The sequence below is a fragment of the Aquamicrobium ahrensii genome, from assembly GCF_040545755.1.
GTDB lineage: Bacteria > Pseudomonadota > Alphaproteobacteria > Rhizobiales > Rhizobiaceae > Mesorhizobium > Mesorhizobium ahrensii.
Window position 1 is genome coordinate 135,855 of record NZ_JBEPMN010000003.1, and the last position, 16,935, is coordinate 152,789.

Consider the following 16,935-nt stretch of genomic DNA (forward strand, 5'->3'; position numbering starts at 1 on the left):
TAATGCCGAAATCAGCTATCTGTTTCATAACGTTGCGTTTCGCTCTGTAACAGGGGGAGCGCGACGCCGGTGGTTGTCCGATGCGGCGCAGCGGTCTAACAGTCATCCGGAACATGCGGGGAGAGTGAAGATGCCGGGCGGACAATGGGATTTCTGGATCGACCGCGGCGGCACCTTCACCGACATTATCGGCCGTGACCCGCAAGGCGGTCTCCATCCGCTCAAGCTCTTGTCGGAAAATCCCGCCGCCTATCGCGACGCCGCGGTAGAGGGCGTGCGCCGGCTGCTTGGACTCCATACCGGCGCGCCGATCCCGCCCGGCCTCGTTGGCGAAATCCGCATGGGCACCACTGTCGCCACCAACGCCCTGCTGGAGCGGCGCGGCGACAGGGTGCTTCTTCTCGTCACACGCGGCTTCCGCGATGCGTTGCGCATCGCCTATCAGGCGCGACCCGACATCTTCGCCAAGGAAATCATCCTGCCCGAACAGCTTTATGAGCGTGTCGTGGAAGTGGACGAGCGCGTGCGCGCCGACGGCACGGTCGAGACGGCGTTCGCCCCGGACACGATCCGCGCCGCTCTCGCCCAGGCGAAGGCCGACGGAATCGAGGCCGTCGCCATCGTCTTCATGCACGCCTGGAAGTGGCCGGCGCATGAGGAAATGGCGGCAAGACTTTGCGAAGACTCAGGCTTTTCCCAGATTTCCGTCTCCAGCCGCGTCTCGCCGCTGGTCAAGCTGGTCGGTCGCGGGGACACCACTGTGGTGGACGCCTATCTCTCGCCTATACTTTCCCGCTATGTGCGGCAGGTGGCCGGAGAACTCGGCATAGCCAGCCAGGAGGCGCAGGCCGCTGGTGCCGGCGCGCAGGCGGGCGAGCGCCCGACCGGGAACGAAAGCCCGCGGCTCATGTTCATGATGTCGTCCGGCGGGCTGACCGCAGCCGACTTCTTTCAGGGCAAGGACGCACTGCTTTCCGGCCCGGCCGGCGGCGTCGTCGGCATGGCCGGGACCGCGCGGCTGGCCGGCTTTCGGAAAGTGATCGGCTTCGACATGGGCGGCACGTCCACCGATGTCGCCCACTATGACGGTGAATATGAGCGCGCCTTCGATACCGAGGTGGCCGGTGTGCGGGTGCGCGCTCCCATGCTGCGTATCCACACGGTCGCCGCCGGCGGCGGTTCGATCCTCCATTATGAAACAGGCCGCTTTCGCGTCGGTCCGGGTTCGGCCGGCGCCGACCCCGGCCCCGCCTGTTACCGCCATGGAGGGCCGCTGGCCGTCACCGACGCCAATGTCATGCTGGGCAAGCTCCAGCCGGAATTCTTCCCCGCCATCTTCGGACCGGGTCAGGACCAGCCGCTGGACAAGGCCACAGTGCAGGAGAAATTCACGGCGCTGGCCCGCGAAATCGGCGACGGCCGCTCGCCAGAAGCCGTGGCCGAAGGTTTCATCACCGTGGCCGTCGAGAACATGGCCAACGCCATCAAGAAGATTTCCGTGCAGCGCGGCCATGACGTCACCGGATATCTGCTCAATTGCTTCGGCGGCGCCGGCGGCCAGCACGCCTGCCTTGTCGCCGATGCGCTCGGCATGGAAGCGGTGCTGATCCATCCTTTTTCCGGCCTGCTTTCAGCTTACGGCATCGGACTGGCCAGTGTGTCCGCCTCGCGCCAGCAGGGTCTGGTGAAGCCGCTGGCGCATGAAAGCCTCAACGAAGTTGAAACCGTCATCACAAGCCTGCATGCGCTGGTGAGAGAGGAAATCGTCGCTCAGGGCGTGCCGCAAGCATCGATCGACTGGCGTCCGAAGCTGCACATCCGCTACGAAGGCACCGACACCGCCCTGCCCGTGGATTTTTCCGCTCGTTCCCTTCAAGAGAGCCGCCAAGCCTTCGAGGCCGCCCACAAGGCGCAATTCGGCTTCATCTATGGTGACCGCCCGATGGTGATCGAGACTGTCGAGGTCGAAGGCCATGACAGGCAGGGCGGCGGCCGCGACGAAACTGAAGCGGCTCTGGTCCATGCCCAAGCGGAGCAGGGCGAAACGCGAAAGGTGTTCTGCGAGGGAGAGTGGCGGGACGCCGCCGTTCATCGCCGCGATACCCTGCGTCCCGGCCACAGTATTTCGGGACCGGCGCTGTTGATCGAAAGCCATCAGACCATCGTCATCGAACCTGGCTGGCGGGCCGAGATCACAGCGCGCAACCATGTGCTGCTGCGCCGCCCGCACAAGAAAACGCGGCGCGCGGCTCCGGGCACCGGCCTCTCGGGAAAAACGGCGGCCGATCCGGTCATGCTGGAGGTGTTCAACAACCTGTTCATGTCGATCGCCGAGCAGATGGGCGTCACGCTCCAGAACACAGCCTATTCGGTGAACATCAAGGAACGGCTGGATTTTTCCTGCGCCGTGTTCGACCAGGCGGGCGCGCTGGTGGCCAATGCCCCGCACATGCCGGTGCACCTGGGGTCCATGGACCGCTCCGTGGAAACCATCATCCGCCTTAACGAGGGCGATGTGCGCCCCGGCGACGTCTTCGCGCTCAACGCCCCCTATAATGGCGGCACGCACCTGCCCGACATTACGGTGGTGACACCGGTTTTCGACGAGGCGAAGCAAGGCATCCTGTTCTGGGTGGCTTCGCGCGGCCACCATGCAGATATCGGCGGCGTCGCGCCCGGCTCGATGACGCCGCTTGCCACCACGGTGGATGAGGAAGGCGTGCTGTTCGACAATTTCCGGCTCGTCGAGCAAGGCCGCTTCCGCGAATCGGAACTGCTTTCCCTGCTCAGCGATCACCCCTGGCCGGCGCGCAACCCACGCCAGAACATCGCCGACCTCAAAGCCCAGATCGCCGCCAATGAGAAGGGCGCAGCGGAATTGCGCAAGATGGTGGCGCATTTCAGCTTGCCCGTGGTGGAGGCCTATATGGGCCATGTGCAGGACAACGCCGCCGAAAGCGTTCGCCGTGTGCTGGTGCGATTGCCCGACGACTCCGCCTGCGAATACGTGACCGACACCGGACAGGTGATCCGCGTGAGGATCACCGTCGACCGGCAAAAGCGCGAGGCGACCGTGGACTTCAGCGGCACCTCGCCCGTTGAGAAGAACAATTTCAACGCCCCGGAGCCGGTGACGCGTGCGGCGGTGCTTTATGCGTTCCGCGTGATGGTGGAGGACAGCATCCCGATGAATGCCGGCTGCCTGAGGCCCGTCAACATCATCATTCCCGAGGGCTGCATGTTACGCCCCGCCTACCCGGCCGCCGTGGTGGCCGGCAATGTGGAGACATCGCAGCACGTCACCAATGCGCTGTTTTCCGCCATGGGCGCGCTCGCCAACGCACAGGGCACCATGAACAACCTGACCTTCGGCAACGAGACCTATCAATATTACGAGACGATCTGCTCCGGTTCGCCGGCCGGCCGCATGAATGACGGGCGCGGTTTCAACGGCGTCTCCGGCGTGCACACCCACATGACCAATTCTCGCCTCACCGATCCCGAAATCCTTGAACTGCGCTTCCCGGTGCTGCTGGAGGATTTTCATATCCGCCAGGGATCGGGCGGCGACGGAAGATGGAAAGGCGGCGACGGTATAAGCCGCACCATCCGTTTCCTCGAACGCATGGAATGCGCGATCCTCTCCTCGCATCGCTCCCATCCGCCGCGCGGGCTGGACGGCGGCGGAGACGGCGAGGTGGGACATACCGGAATACGCCGGAAGGACGGCCGCATCGAAACGTTGAGAGCCTGCGACCAGACGGTGCTCGAAGCCGGCGAAGCGGTGATCGTCACCACCCCGACGCCGGGCGGTAACGGCGCGCCTGAAGACTTAGGCAATTCGGAGAAAAGTGGATCAGACCCCGCTTGAGTCGCCGGGCGAGGTTCCGGAATCGAAATCTGCGAAAGACGGCGTAACCCCTTGTCTTGAATCGGGATGTCTTGAATCGGTATCCGGCACCCTCACTCCTGCCCGCCGGATCGATTGAGCGTTGTGACCAGCGCCGAAACCAGAAGCTCGGGCGTATAGCCGACGGCCTTCGGCGTCAGGCCCATGCGCACCACCACCATCCGCCGTGAAGGGATCACCGCGACCGTCTGCCCGTCGTGGCCCTTGAGCCAGAAGGTGTCGGCGGGCACCCCCATCCTGTGGCCATTGCCGTCCGGCGCTTCGAGCCAAAGCTGACCCCTGCCGTAGACGCCATTCGAGGCAGGCGCAGGCTCGCGCATCCAGGACACAAAGCCCGGCGGCAAGATCGGCTCTCCGTTCCAGACGCCATCCTGCAACAGGAACTGGCCGAAGCGCGCCCAGTCGCGCGCCGTGGCGTAGATGTAAGACGAGCCGACGAACGTGCCGCTTTCGTCGGCCTCGATGACCGCGCTGTCCATGCCGAGCGGGGAAAACAGCGCGCTCCGCGGCCATTGCGGCGCCTGCTGCGGGTCGCCCAGCGCTTCCTGCCACAGCCGCGAAAGCAGAACGGAGGTCCCGCTCGAATAGGAAAAGCTCGTGCCGACCGGAGCAGCCAGCGGCCTCGTCCCTGCAAAACCCGCCATGTCCGGCTCCAGATAGAGCATGCGGGTCACATCCGCGACCGCGCCGTAATCCTCATTGAACGCGAGTCCGCTCGACATGGCCATCAGGTCGGCGATGGTGATCGTGGCGCGTTCATCGCCCTCCCACGCCGGAAAGAGCTGAGCGTCCTCAAGCGACATGCGGCCATCGCGCACCAGCGTGCCGATGATCGCGGCGTTCACGGTCTTGGACATCGACCAGCCGAGCAGCGGCGTGGTGTCCGAAAAACCCTCGCCATAGCGTTCGCCAACAATGCGTCCGTCGTGCACCACGACGACGGCGCGCATCCCTTTCCCGACAAGATCGTCGTCAGCGAGAACGGCGGCGACCTCCGCCGTCGCAGCCTCCACCTGATCACCTTGCGGCCACAGCGCCGGCAAAGGCTGGGAAGACAGCACTTCATCCAGTTGCACCGCCCGCGCCTTTTCCAGATCGCCATCGGGAACATTCGCGCATCCCAGCCCCTCGCGCGCCACGGCTGTGCTTTCGCCAAGGAAACCGAGCAGGCCCGCCCGCACCAGTTTCTCGTCACGATCCACGGAAACCCGCATCAGCTTCAGTAGTGGGTGGCCGGGCGCCTGCACGTCCACTTCAAGCACCTGTTGCGGATCGCGACCGGCGATGAAGACGTTGGAGCAGACGATCTTGGCGGCATAGCCGGATCCGACGCGGATCAGTTGCGGCGGCGCGGCATAGAGCCAGCCGAAAAGCCCGAGGCCTGCTGCGAGGAGCAACGCAACCAGCCCTCGTAGCAACCTTGTGAACAGCCGCATCGCTCCCGCCCCTCGATTCGCCGTGCATTTCCGCTCATATTTGCGGTTCTGCGGGAGGCCATCAACCGAATATAAACCATGTTCGGCAATCACCGGGGAGGAAGCGGCTCCGGCATCGGCAGCCGCCGGGAAGGACTTTGGGGAAAACAATGCGCCGACTTGCGTTCCTTTTCGGACTGGCTCTGCTCGGCGCCTGCTCCACCACGCTTGAAGACATGGTCCCCACCAGCACCCCTTCCGCCCCGGCTTCCGGGGTCGCCGGCAAGGCGCCGCGCTATGGCGACAGCAACCCGCATGACTGGCAAGGGGCCGCACCATGGCATTACGCCGTGCACGGCACCGACGTCTCCAAATACCAGACCTCGGTCGACTGGGCGCAGGCCAGGGCGTCCGGCATCTCTTTCGCCTTCATCAAGGCGACCGAAGGCGGAGACCGGGTGGACGACTATTTCCACGAGCACTGGCGCGATGCAAAGGCCGCCGGCGTGCCGCGCGGCGCTTATCACTTCTATTATTTCTGCCGGCCGGCGGTCGAGCAGGCGCGCTGGTTCATCCGGAACGTTCCAAAAGATCCCTCAGCGCTGCCACCGGTGCTCGACATGGAATGGAATCCGCTCTCGCCCTCCTGCAAGCTGCGGCCGCCGCCGGAGACCGTGCGCACGGAAATGTCGATCTTCCTGAAGACCATCGAGAACCACTACGGCAAGAAGCCGATCATCTACACCTCGATCGACTTCTTCGACGACAACAACCTCTCGACCTTCCACGGCTATCCCTACTGGCTGCGCTCGGTCGCCGGCCACCCGTCGAAGCGTTATGGTCCGCACCCCTTCACCTTCTGGCAATACACCGGCACCGGCATCGTGCCTGGAATCAGGGGCAAAGCCGACATCAACGTCTTCAACGGGACACAGGCAGCCTGGAGCAACTGGTTGCGTCAGAACACCCGTTGACAGGGGGAAGCCGATCGCATTGATGGGGCGTGGCTATGGTCTCGCCCGGTTTTCGACATAAGTGATGGCCATAGCGCGCACCTTGAGGCGCGGTCAAAATCCCGTCGAAGCTGGAAGGACACCATGCGAGCGCGTATTCTTGCCATTGCCACGCTGCTGACGGCGTTGCCCGCAGCCGCCGTCGCCCAGGAATGCGGCATCGATTTCGAGGTGTGGAAGCAGGACGTGGCCGGGGAGGCTCGCGCCGCCGGCGTTGGTGAGGCGGGCTTGCGCGCGCTGGCGGGCGCCGATATCGACACCCGCGTTCTCGCCCGCGACCGCTCGCAAGGCGTGTTCTCACAGACCTTCATCGAATTTTCCGGCCGCATGATCTCGGAATACCGGCTGAAGCACGGCGCGGCCAACCTGGGCAAATATGCCTCCGTATTCGACCGCGCCGAGCAGGAATATGGCGCACCGGCGTCTGTCATCACCGCCTTCTGGGCGCTGGAAACCGATTTCGGCGCGGTGCAGGGCGATTTTCTCACGCTCAACGCACTGGTGACGCTGGCGCATGACTGCCGCAGGCCGCAGCTCTTCCGCCCGCATCTGACGCCGCTGCTGACGCTGATCGATCACGGCGTTCTGCCCGCCGACGTGAAGGGCGCGTGGGCCGGCGAGATCGGCCAGACCCAGATCCTGCCCGCCGACTATCTCAACAATGGCGTCGACGGCGACAATGACGGCGTTGTCGACCTGCGTAATAGCGCCCCCGACGCCATCATGACCACGGGCAAAAAGATCCAGTCCCGCGGCTGGGTCCCCGGCCAGCCGTGGATCGAGGAGGTCCGTCTCCCGGACAATCTGCCATGGGAGGAGACCAGCCGCACCAACAAGCTGCCTATTTCCCAGTGGAACGCATGGGGAGTGACCCGCCGCGACGGCGGCGCTTTGGCCGATAACGGACAGACAGCCGGTCTCGCCCTGCCGATGGGCCGCAAGGGTCCCGCCTTCCTCACCTACGACAATTTCGAAGTCTACCTGAAATGGAACCAGTCCTTCACCTATGCGCTCACGGCGGCCGTGCTCGCCACCCGTCTGGAGGGTGCTCCGGCCTATGATCCGCGCTCGCCCGAGCCCGGCCTCGACATGGAGCAGATGAAGGGCCTGCAGCGCAAGCTTCAGGCCGGCGGCTACGACGTCGGCAATGTGGATGGCATCCTCGGCACCAACACACGCGAGGCCGTGCGCCGGGAGCAATTGCGCCTCGGCATTCCCGCCGACGGCTGGCCGACGGCCGAACTTCTGTCCAGGCTGTAATCCCGCTCCGCTCCGAATCCCGTTAGCCGGCGCTTCGCCCGTATCCGCCGGAAGGGGTAGCCGCAATTCGCCCCCGGCATGGGCGTTTCCCCGCCTGGCGTCTCCCGTCAGTCATAATTTATGCACAAAGATTAAACGCATTTTATCCAGCGATTTCAATAAGAACGCACAAAACGTTCCACAAATCCGCCGCAATGCAGCAAAATTTTTGCTTGTGCCGGCGCTGAATATTTCTAGATTCCCCTGATAGCTTTTCAGAAGGAGGCTATCCATGGGACTTACAAGGCCGATCAACGCGTTGATCTTTTGCGCCGCTTTTGCCTTCGTTGGCGCTCTGATCATCGGCGTCCTGCCCTGACCGCATGAGCGGATAGGCCAGTAACCGAACCCAGTATCTGAAAACAGAGTTCACGAGAAAGGCCGGGCTTCAAGCCCGGCCTTTTCGTTTCCATTCAGATCCTGTCGCGCTATAGAGCGACATGCGTCCAACCGGACGCATAAAGGACGTTCTAACGCTTTGATTGAGCATCGGATTTTCTGAAAACAGGGTTCCATTTTTCGGTCCCATGCTCAGGCCGCGGCGGATTTCTCTCCCCCGTTTGAACGAGGGCGGATGCCGATCATGTGGCACACCGCGAAAGCCAGATCGGCCCTGTTCATTGTGTAGAAGTGGAAGTCTCCCACTCCACGCTCGACCAGGTCGTGCACCTGCTCCGCCGCGACGGCGGCGGCGACCAGCGCATGGGTCTGCGGATCGCTTTCAAGCCCGGCGAAGCGCTCGCGCAGCCATGCCGGCACATGCGCGCCGGCGCGCGCCGAGAAATTGGCCACCTGCACGATGTTGTGAACCGGCAATATGCCCGGCACGATGGGGATATAGATACCGGCCCTGCGCACCCGCTCGACGTAGCGCTCGTAGATATCGTTGTCGAAGAAGAACTGGGTGATCGCCCGCGTCGCGCCATTGTCGACCTTGCGCTTGAGCATGTCGATGTCGGTGGCGAAATCCGGGCTTTCCGGATGCTTTTCCGGATAGGCCGAGACGGAGATATCGAAATCGCCCTGCCGGCGAAGCGCTCCCACCATGTCCGCCCCGTTGGCATAGCCTCCCGGGTGCGGCTGGTAGCCGGTGCCGGCGCCCGTGGCCGGATCGCCGCGCAGCGCCACGAAACGGGTCACGCCGAGTTCCACGAACTGCCGGATCACCTCGTCCACCTCGTCGCGCGAGGCGTCGATGCAGGTCAGATGCGCGGCCGGCGCAAGGTCGGTCTGGTGCAGGATGCGCGCCACCGTGCGCGCCGTGCGCTCGCGGGTGGAGCCGCCCGCGCCATAGGTCACGGATACGAAGTGGGGCTGCAAGGCTTGCAGCCTCGTGACCGTGTCCCACAGCCGCGTTTCCATGTCGTCGCTCTTCGGGGGGAAGAACTCGAAGGAAACGCGAATGCCCTCGCCAATATCGGGACGGCGCGAAAAACGGTACGAACTCATCAGGCGACTTCCCCGACTTGGGTGATTTGCAAGGTTTCAACAGGATCGGCAATCAGCAGCCGGCGGTCGCGGCCAAGCCACAACTTGACGGTCAGGCCGGCTGCGCCGTTGCCGCGCGGCTCGAATTCCTCGCTGCTTTCAAGGTCGAGCCCGGCATCGGCGAACCAATCCTCGATCTGCTTGTCCGAGAAGCCGAGGCGCTGGTGCGCATGCTCCTCGCGCAGGAATTCCAGCGTGTGGGGCGCGAAATCGACGATGATCAGCCGCCCGGACGGACGCAACAGCCTCGCCGCCTCGGCGATGGCGCGGGCCGGATCGTCGAGATAGTGCAGCACCTGATGGATGGTGACGAGATCATAGGCGTCGCGCTCCACCGGCGGCGCGAAGATGTCGCCCTGCCGGACCTGCGCATTGGTGACGCCGGCGCGGTCCAGATTGGCGCGGGCCACCGCCAGCATCTCGCGCGACATGTCGATGCCGACGCCCCGCCTGTAAAGCGGCGCGAGGATCTCCAGCAGACGCCCGGTGCCGGTGCCGAGGTCGAGCATGGACTGGAACGGGCGCTTGCCGACCAGTTCCAGCAGCGCCGCCTCGACCGCCCTGTCGGGTACGTGCAGCGAGCGGATTTCATCCCAGCTTGCGGCATTCTGCGAAAAATATTCCGTCGCCCTTTCCTGCCGACGACGCTTGACGGTGGCGAGGCGCTCCATGTCGCGCTCGATCTGGGGATCGGCAGGATCAACGCCCGTAATCAGCCGCAACACGAAAGCGCGCGCCGTCTCCTGATCGGAAAGGCGGAAAAAGGCCCACGAGCCTTCCTGATAACGGCCGATCAGATCGGCTTCCATCAAGAGCTTCAGGTGTCGCGAGACGCGCGGCTGCGACTGGCCGAGGATTTCGGTGAGGTCGGAGACCGTCAGGTCGCCTTGCGCCAAAAGCACCAGAATGCGCAGCCGGCTGGATTCGGCCGCCGCCTTCAATGTATCTACCATCGTATCGAGCGTGACGGTCATGCCCCTGGCTCTCTTCGAGTGACAATAAGAAAGATATAAAGATATGTTTATGTCATTCTCGCAAAATTTGCAATGGGGGATTTCCACCACGCCCAGGCTGTGGACGAAGGGAGACGGCGCCTATGTTTGAACCGCGCGATGGCGAGAAAAGGCTGGCGAATGACCCTGCCGGGATGGAGCCGGATGGGCATGTCGTCTTCATCGGCCGCATCTCTTCACCATGGACCTTGAGGGAAGAATGCCCGAAAAACATGCGGCAGGCGCGCGAGCGCAACGCAACAGCGACCCTGGTGCTCGACCCCGCCTATCGTGAAGGGTTGTCGGGTCTGGAAGGCTACAGCCACGTCCACATCCTGACATGGCTGCATCATTCGCCCCGGAATCTGATTGTTCAGAAACCGCGCCATGCACCTGAGGCCAAAGGCGTTTTTTCTATTCGTTCGCCCGCCCGGCCGAACCCTATCGGGTTGCACACCGCCCGCATGGTCGCAATCGACCAGAGCGCCGGAACGATAAAGCTCGACGCCATCGATGTGCTTGACGGAACGCCGGTGCTGGACCTCAAGCCCTATTTTGCATCCGTCGATGCAATCGAGGAAGCCGCTATTCCGAAGGCGGAGCGCATATGAACCGGGCAACGGGCCGCAAGAAGTCTATGGCGAAGGCGGTGACCGCCTTGCTGCCGATGGCGCCCTATGCGGATATCGAGAAAATCAGGGCGGACGCCGGCGCGCCGCATCTGAAAGCCCTGCCCGCCTCCATCGCGGTCTGGCTTGCGGCGGTCGCCCATATCCGCCACGCCCACACGGATTACGAAAAGCTTCTGGCCGAAGGATACGACCGGGATTCGGCGCGCTTCTTCGTCATTGACGAAATCAACGTCTGGCTGACGAAATGGCGCGCCACCCGCCTGCTCGACCCCGACGACGAGGACGTGTGAGCCCAAGCTGTTTGGTTGCGCCTGGTCAGCCCTTGCGCACGGCCACGATGAACAGGCGCGGAAAGCGCAGCAGCACCTTGCCATCCGCCGCAGCCGGATAGGCAGCCGCGATCTTCTCCAGATAGCGGGATAAAAACGCCTGCCTTTCATCCTCCTCCAGCGGATCGACGAACGGCTTCAGGCCGGTCGATTTCAGCCATTCGACGATCGCGCCCGGCCCGGCCAGCGGATGGTTGTAGAATGTGTGCCAGATATCGAGGCGCGCGCTCAGCGGCGTCAGCAGATCGTAATAGCGCTGCACCGGCGGCAGCGGGTCGCGCGCCGCCTCGGCGATCTTCGATGCGAACGGCATTTCCGCCGCCGTTTCGCGCATCAGCCGGTGCGAGGGTTCGCCCAGATTGTCTGGCATCTGCACGGCCAGCGCACCGCCCGGCGAAAGCCGGTCCATCAGGCGCACCAGCACCTGCGGATGGTTGGGCAGCCACTGGAACACAGCGTTGGCGAACAGCACGTCCACCTTTTGCGGAGGCGTCCAGGTCTCGGCGTCCACCAGTTCAAAGCTGACACCCGGCAATCGCTTGCGGGCTTTTTCCAGCATGTCGGGTGAAGTGTCGATGCCGCTGACTTCAGCCTCCGGCCAACGCGCGGCCAGTAGCTCGGTCGAATTCCCCGGTCCACAGCCTATGTCCACCACGCGCTGGGGTGCGGCCACCGGCACTTGCGCCAGCAGATCGCGCGAGGGGCGCGTGCGCTCGTCCTCGAACTTCAGATATTGCGCGGCGGACCAGTCCTGCATGGTTTCTCTCCCCGAAAAGAAAAACGCCCCGCACTTGGCGGGGCGTCGTCGTCAAACATCAGCGCGTCAGGCGCTTGTAGGTCATGCGATGCGGGTTGACCGCCTCCGGGCCGAGCCTGCGGATCTTGTCCTGCTCGTAATCCTCGAAATTGCCCTCGAACCATTCGACATGGCTGTCGCCCTCGAAGGCGAGGATGTGCGTGGCCAGACGGTCAAGGAACATGCGGTCGTGGGAGATGATGACGGCGCAGCCGGCATAGTTTTCCAGCGCATCTTCAAGCGCCGCCAGCGTCTCGGTGTCGAGGTCGTTGGTCGGCTCGTCGAGCAACAGCACGTTGCCGCCATTGCGCAGCATCTTGGCCAGATGCACGCGGTTGCGCTGACCGCCCGACAGATTGCCCACCTTCTGCTGCTGGTCCTGTCCGCGGAAGTTGAAGGACGAGCAGTAGGCGCGGGTGTTCGCGTCGAACTTGCCGAGCTTCACCACCTCCGCGCCGCCGGAAATCTCTTCCCACACGGTCTTGTTGGGGTCGAGCGCGTCGCGGCTCTGGTCGACATAACCGAGCTTGACGGTCTCTCCGACGCGTATCGAACCGCTGTCGGGCTTTTCCTGGCCCGTGATCATGCGAAACAGCGTGGTCTTGCCCGCGCCGTTAGGGCCGATCACGCCGACGATGCCGCCGGGCGGCAGCTTGAACGAGAGGTTCTCGATCAGCAATTCGTCGCCGAAGCCCTTCGACAGGCCATCGACCTCGATGACGACGTTGCCGAGGCGCTCGCCATGCGGGATGACGATCTGGGTGTCGCTGGGACGCCGTGAATCGGCCGCCACCAGAAGATCCTCGAACGCCTTGATACGCGCCTTGGACTTGGTCTGGCGGGCCTTGGGGCTCGACTGGATCCACTCGCGCTCGCGGCTGATGGCGCGCTGGCGGGCGTCGTCCTCACGGCCCTCCTGCTTGAGGCGCTTGGACTTGGCTTCCAGATACTTGGTGTAGTTGCCCTCGTAAGGAATGCCGCGGCCACGGTCGAGTTCGAGAATCCAGCCGGTGACGTTGTCGAGGAAGTAGCGATCGTGGGTGATGAGCAGCACCGAGCCCTTGTAGGCGCGCAGGTGCTTTTCCAGCCACGAGGTCGTCTCGGCGTCAAGGTGGTTGGTCGGTTCGTCGAGCAGCAGCAGGTCCGGCTCTTCCAGCAGCAGGCGGCACAACGCCACGCGGCGGCGCTCACCACCGGAAAGCTTGGTCACGTCCGCATCCTTGGGCGGGCAGGCCAGCGCCTCCATGGCCATCTCGACCTGTTGTTCGAGATCCCACAGGTTCAGGCGATCCATCTCGTCCTGAAGCCTGGCCGATTCTTCCGCCGTTTCGTCGGAATAGTTCATCATCAGCTCATTGTAGCGCTCGATGATTGCCGTCTTTTTGGCGACGCCGTCCATGACGTTTTCGAATACCGTCTTTTGCGGATCGAGGTTCGGCTCCTGCGCGAGATAACCGACGGTCGCGCCCTCAGCCAGCCAGGCCTCGCCGGTATATTCCTTGTCGAGCCCGGCCATGATCTTCAGGATGGTCGACTTGCCGGCGCCGTTCGGGCCCAGAATGCCGATCTTGGCGTCCGGATAGAATGAAAGATGGATATTCTCCAGCACCTTCTTGGTGCCGTAGGCCTTGTTCAGGCCGGCCATATGATAGATGAACTGGCGTGCCACGCGCTCTTCCTTGAACAATTTGTGATCGGAGGTTGGCCGCTATGTAGGCGAAAGACCGGCCCGGGGCAATGCCCCAACTCCCCCTTGCCGCGCCCGGCGCTGAAGGCCGCTATGGCTTTATATATGTATATCCCTGCTGCTGCAGATGGCTGAGTTCCGCTACGCCTGACGGCACGATATCGCCGTCGGCCACATCGAACAGGTCCGACCCGCTATCGATGTTGCGACCCCGCAGCGTGTTGGCGCAAACCAGAAACGAAACTTTATCCGCCTTGAGAGCGACGACAGCGGATTGCAGTTCAACATCCCGCCGCGCCGTCGTCAGCAGCGTCACGCCGTCGCCGTGCAGCAGGACCTTCACCGAGATATTGTCCGCGCCCAGCGCCGCGATGTGGTTGCGCACATTCACCAGCGCCGCCTTGTAGAGGCCGCCTTCCGGCCCGCCATCGCCATTGATATGATAGACGACCTGCTGCTTTCGGTATCTTTCCGGGGTTCTGTTCACCACGACGCGCATCATCCCATGTAAATTTGTCATGACCGGATTGCGCTTGTTGCACGTAAAAGCGTTTTATGCAGCCACGCGATTGACGATCGACTGCCGACAAGGGCGACGCCTCGACATCGACCATGCAATTTTGCGGCGGGCGGGGGAAGGAAATGAGCTTCAACAGCCAGCGAACTCTTTCTACTGCGAGCGGCGCAGCGCTCAACCTGTATATCGAGCCGGCGGCGGCGTCCCCGCGCGGTATTGTGCAGATCAATCACGGGCTGGCCGAACATGCGGCCCGCTATGCACCTTTTGCGAAATTCCTGTCGGCGCGAGGCTTCCACGTCTATGCGCAGGACCATCGCGGCCACGGCTTCACCCGTGCGCCCGATGAGCCGATCGGCCGCTTCGCCGAACGGGACGGCGTTGACAAGGTCATCGCCGATGTCAACGCCGTACACGATCTGATCGCCGACGAGCATCCAGGTCTGCCGGTCGTCATCTTCGGCCATTCGATGGGTGGCATGATCGCGCTGAACCATGTGCTTCGCCATTCCAGCCGCATCCACGCCGCCGCCGTCTGGAACTCGAATTTCCAGTCCGGTCCGCTTGCGCTCGCCGCGAAGGCGATCCTTTCCTGGGAGCGCTTCCGCCTGGGCTCGGATGTGCCGTCCCGCCTGCTGCCGAAACTCACCTTTGAGGCGTGGGGCAAGGCGGTTCCCGCTCATCGTACGCTTTTCGACTGGCTCTCGCACGATCCGGCCGAGGTGGACGCCTATATCGCGGATCCGCTTTGCGGCTGGAACGGCTCCATCTCCCTCTGGTTCGATCTGCTCCGCCTTGCCGGAACCGGCGCGGACAACGCCAATTTCGCCGGTGTTCGCAGGAGCCTGCCCTTTTATCTGACAGGTGGCGAGAAAGACCCCGCCACCAATGGCGGCGAAAGCATGTCGCAGCTTGCCTCCCGCCTCAACGCCATGGGCTTTTCGGAGGTGACCTCCACCACCTACCCTGGAACCCGCCACGAAAGCCTCAACGAAATCAACCGCGAGCAGGTGATGGACGATTTCGCGGTCTGGCTCGACCGCATCTGTCCTCGCAATCCGGCTGCGACAGGAGCGGACGCCACCTTTTCTGGCCCATCCTACAGCGCGTGACAGCATCGGAAAGGCTTGTTACCACCGAAGCTCGCCGCGCCATTTAGCGAACACACCGAACAAATCGGACTGAACTGGAGTTAAATTAGCAATGAAAACCGGTGGAAAGCTGATCGTCGAGGCGCTTGAGGCCAATGGTGCGGACCGTATCTTCTGCGTGCCGGGCGAATCCTATCTCGCCGTGCTGGACGCGCTGCACGATTCCAGCATCCGCACCATCGTCTGTCGTCAGGAAGGCGGCGCGGCCATGATGGCCGACTGTCAGGGTCGACTCACCGGCAAGCCCGGCGTCTGCTTCGTCACGCGCGGCCCCGGCGCGACCAACGCCTCCGCTGGCGTCCACATCGCCATGCAGGATTCTATCCCGATGATCCTGTTCATCGGCCAGATCGCCGGCCATGCAAAGTATCGTGAGGCTTTTCAGGAAGTCGATTATCACGCCTTCTTCGGCGATATCGCCAAATGGGTGGTCGAGATCGACGACGCCGCGCGCATCCCCGAACTGGTCACGCGCGCCTTCGCGGTGGCCACCTCCGGCCGGCCCGGCCCGGTCATCATTTCACTGCCCGAAGACATGCTTGTCTCGGAAGTCGAAGCGCCCGCCGCCCTGCCCCACACGCCGGTCGAAACTCGTCCCGGCGTGGCGGAGATCGATGAGCTGGAAAAACTGCTTTCCGAGGCGAAACGCCCCTTTGTCATTCTCGGCGGAACGCGCTGGAACGCGGGGGCGGTCGAGCACATGCAGCGCATTTCGGAAAACTGGGCGCTGCCGGTCGGCGTGTCCTTCCGCCGCCAGATGCTGTTCGACCATCTGCACGGGAGTTATGCCGGCGACGTCGGCATCGGCGTCAACCCGAAGCTGGCGAGCGCCATCAAGGACGCCGATCTCGTTCTGCTCATCGGCGGGCGCTTCGGCGAAATGCCGTCGTCGGACTATACGCTTATGAAGAGCCCCTATCCGGACCAGAAGCTTGTCCATGTCCATGTCGACGCCAACGAGCTCGGGCGCGTCTACCGGCCGGCGCTTGCGATCAACGCGTCCCCCGCCGCCTTCGTCGAGGCGTTCGCCAACCGCAAGCCGAAGGCTGCGCCGGTCTGGGCGAATGAGACGAAGCAGCGCCACGCAGACTATCTGGCATGGTCGACACCGCCCGAAACCGGCCCCGGTCCCGTGCAGATGGGGCCGATCATGGATTATCTGGAAAGCACGCTGCCGCAGGACGCCATCATCTGCAACGGCGCCGGCAATTTCGCCACCTGGATGCACCGCTTCCACCGCTTTCGCCGATACAACACGCAGGCCGCGCCGACTTCGGGCTCCATGGGCTACGGCGTGCCGGCAGGCGTCGGCGCCAAGAGCGTGTTTCCGGACCGCGAGGTGATCGTCTGGGCCGGAGACGGCGACTTCCTGATGCATGGTCAGGAATTTGCAACGGCCGTGCAATATGACCTGCCGGTCATCGTCGTCATCCTCAACAACGGCATCTACGGCACCATCCGTATGCACCAGGAGCGGGACTATCCCGGTCGCGTATCAGGAACCAGCCTGAAGAACCCGGATTTCGCCGCCTATGCCCGCGCCTTCGGCGGGCATGGCGAGACTGTGGAGACGACCATCGAATTCGCGCCCGCATTCGAGCGCGCACGGGCGAGCGGCAAGCCGGCGATCATAGAGATCCGGCTGGATCCGGACGCGATCACACCCACACGCACGCTGACCGACATTCGGGAGAAGCGCTGACGCC

The 16,935-nt window shown here is 63.4% G+C and carries 14 protein-coding genes; 7 read left to right on the top strand and 7 right to left on the bottom strand.

Annotated elements, in window-relative coordinates; genetic code table 11:
* The first annotated feature begins 130 nt into the window (after nucleotides 1–130).
* Nucleotides 131–3,871 carry a hydantoinase B/oxoprolinase family protein gene (locus tag ABID44_RS05700; RefSeq protein WP_354150724.1) on the top strand — a complete coding sequence of 1,247 codons (3,741 nt, stop codon included), beginning with the start codon at nucleotides 131–133 and terminating at the stop codon, nucleotides 3,869–3,871.
* 92 nt (nucleotides 3,872–3,963) lie between these two features.
* On the opposite strand, the gene ABID44_RS05705 is transcribed toward ABID44_RS05700, so the two are convergent.
* The gene (locus ABID44_RS05705) at nucleotides 3,964–5,346 is read right to left on the bottom strand and encodes a serine hydrolase domain-containing protein (protein WP_354150725.1); all 1,383 of its coding nucleotides are present in this window, start codon (nucleotides 5,344–5,346) and stop codon (nucleotides 3,964–3,966) included.
* A 149-nt stretch (nucleotides 5,347–5,495) separates the two neighbouring features.
* Between ABID44_RS05705 and ABID44_RS05710 the strand changes: the two genes are divergently transcribed.
* Nucleotides 5,496–6,299, top strand: coding sequence for a glycoside hydrolase family 25 protein (locus ABID44_RS05710; RefSeq protein ID WP_354150726.1), 804 nt, complete (start codon nucleotides 5,496–5,498; stop codon nucleotides 6,297–6,299).
* A gap of 123 nt (nucleotides 6,300–6,422) precedes the next feature.
* Complete coding sequence (locus ABID44_RS05715; RefSeq protein ID WP_354150727.1) at nucleotides 6,423–7,598, top strand: lytic murein transglycosylase; 1,176 nt, start codon at nucleotides 6,423–6,425, stop codon at nucleotides 7,596–7,598.
* A 111-nt stretch (nucleotides 7,599–7,709) separates the two neighbouring features.
* On the opposite strand, the gene ABID44_RS05720 is transcribed toward ABID44_RS05715, so the two are convergent.
* The 3 genes from ABID44_RS05720 to ABID44_RS05730 form a co-directional block, all read right to left on the bottom strand.
* On the bottom strand, nucleotides 7,710–7,940 hold the full coding sequence (locus ABID44_RS05720) for a hypothetical protein (protein ID WP_354150728.1): 231 nt from the start codon (nucleotides 7,938–7,940) through the stop codon (nucleotides 7,710–7,712).
* A gap of 228 nt (nucleotides 7,941–8,168) precedes the next feature.
* Nucleotides 8,169–9,086 (bottom strand): methylenetetrahydrofolate reductase [NAD(P)H], encoded by a 918-nt coding sequence (gene metF / locus ABID44_RS05725; protein WP_354150729.1) that lies wholly within the window; start codon nucleotides 9,084–9,086, stop codon nucleotides 8,169–8,171.
* Nucleotides 9,086–10,099: an ArsR/SmtB family transcription factor gene (locus tag ABID44_RS05730; protein WP_354150730.1), complete on the bottom strand. Its 1,014-nt coding sequence runs from the start codon at nucleotides 10,097–10,099 to the stop codon at nucleotides 9,086–9,088. Before ABID44_RS05730 ends, metF begins: the two co-directional genes overlap by 1 nt.
* Nucleotides 10,100–10,221: 122 nt before the next feature.
* Between ABID44_RS05730 and tsaA the strand changes: the two genes are divergently transcribed.
* Both tsaA and ABID44_RS05740 read left to right on the top strand, forming a co-directional pair.
* Nucleotides 10,222–10,728 (top strand): tRNA (N6-threonylcarbamoyladenosine(37)-N6)-methyltransferase TrmO, encoded by a 507-nt coding sequence (gene tsaA / locus ABID44_RS05735; RefSeq protein ID WP_354150731.1) that lies wholly within the window; start codon nucleotides 10,222–10,224, stop codon nucleotides 10,726–10,728.
* Nucleotides 10,725–11,039, top strand: coding sequence for a DUF2293 domain-containing protein (locus ABID44_RS05740; protein ID WP_354150732.1), 315 nt, complete (start codon nucleotides 10,725–10,727; stop codon nucleotides 11,037–11,039). The genes tsaA and ABID44_RS05740 overlap by 4 nt, the downstream gene beginning before the upstream one ends.
* Nucleotides 11,040–11,064: 25 nt before the next feature.
* On the opposite strand, the gene tam is transcribed toward ABID44_RS05740, so the two are convergent.
* The 3 genes from tam to ABID44_RS05755 form a co-directional block, all read right to left on the bottom strand.
* A complete protein-coding gene (gene tam / locus ABID44_RS05745) occupies nucleotides 11,065–11,835 on the bottom strand; it encodes a trans-aconitate 2-methyltransferase (RefSeq protein WP_354150733.1) in 771 nt (256 codons plus the stop codon).
* A gap of 58 nt (nucleotides 11,836–11,893) precedes the next feature.
* Nucleotides 11,894–13,543, bottom strand: coding sequence for an energy-dependent translational throttle protein EttA (ettA, locus tag ABID44_RS05750; RefSeq protein ID WP_354150734.1), 1,650 nt, complete (start codon nucleotides 13,541–13,543; stop codon nucleotides 11,894–11,896).
* A gap of 109 nt (nucleotides 13,544–13,652) precedes the next feature.
* Nucleotides 13,653–14,051, bottom strand: coding sequence for a DsrE family protein (locus ABID44_RS05755; RefSeq protein ID WP_354150735.1), 399 nt, complete (start codon nucleotides 14,049–14,051; stop codon nucleotides 13,653–13,655).
* Nucleotides 14,052–14,203: 152 nt separating this feature from the next.
* Here ABID44_RS05755 and ABID44_RS05760 point away from each other — a divergent pair, with 152 nt between their 5' ends.
* On the top strand, nucleotides 14,204–15,190 hold the full coding sequence (locus ABID44_RS05760) for an alpha/beta hydrolase (protein ID WP_354150736.1): 987 nt from the start codon (nucleotides 14,204–14,206) through the stop codon (nucleotides 15,188–15,190).
* Between the two features lie 91 nt (nucleotides 15,191–15,281).
* Entirely contained in the window at nucleotides 15,282–16,931 is a 1,650-nt protein-coding gene (locus tag ABID44_RS05765) for a thiamine pyrophosphate-binding protein (protein ID WP_354150737.1), read from the top strand.
* Nucleotides 16,932–16,935: the final 4 nt, after the last annotated feature.

What these genes read in the sequence shown, in the direction of transcription:
- ABID44_RS05700 (WP_354150724.1), top strand. Translation starts at nt 131, where the DNA reads ATGCCGGGCGGACAATGGGATTTCTGGATCGACCGCGGCGGCACCTTC.
- ABID44_RS05705 (WP_354150725.1), bottom strand. Translation starts at nt 5,346, where the DNA reads ATGCGGCTGTTCACAAGGTTGCTACGAGGGCTGGTTGCGTTGCTCCTC.
- ABID44_RS05710 (WP_354150726.1), top strand. Translation starts at nt 5,496, where the DNA reads ATGCGCCGACTTGCGTTCCTTTTCGGACTGGCTCTGCTCGGCGCCTGC.
- ABID44_RS05715 (WP_354150727.1), top strand. Translation starts at nt 6,423, where the DNA reads ATGCGAGCGCGTATTCTTGCCATTGCCACGCTGCTGACGGCGTTGCCC.
- ABID44_RS05720 (WP_354150728.1), bottom strand. Translation starts at nt 7,940, where the DNA reads ATGATCAGAGCGCCAACGAAGGCAAAAGCGGCGCAAAAGATCAACGCG.
- metF (WP_354150729.1), bottom strand. Translation starts at nt 9,086, where the DNA reads ATGAGTTCGTACCGTTTTTCGCGCCGTCCCGATATTGGCGAGGGCATT.
- ABID44_RS05730 (WP_354150730.1), bottom strand. Translation starts at nt 10,099, where the DNA reads ATGACCGTCACGCTCGATACGATGGTAGATACATTGAAGGCGGCGGCC.
- tsaA (WP_354150731.1), top strand. Translation starts at nt 10,222, where the DNA reads ATGTTTGAACCGCGCGATGGCGAGAAAAGGCTGGCGAATGACCCTGCC.
- ABID44_RS05740 (WP_354150732.1), top strand. Translation starts at nt 10,725, where the DNA reads ATGAACCGGGCAACGGGCCGCAAGAAGTCTATGGCGAAGGCGGTGACC.
- tam (WP_354150733.1), bottom strand. Translation starts at nt 11,835, where the DNA reads ATGCAGGACTGGTCCGCCGCGCAATATCTGAAGTTCGAGGACGAGCGC.
- ABID44_RS05760 (WP_354150736.1), top strand. Translation starts at nt 14,204, where the DNA reads ATGAGCTTCAACAGCCAGCGAACTCTTTCTACTGCGAGCGGCGCAGCG.
- ABID44_RS05765 (WP_354150737.1), top strand. Translation starts at nt 15,282, where the DNA reads ATGAAAACCGGTGGAAAGCTGATCGTCGAGGCGCTTGAGGCCAATGGT.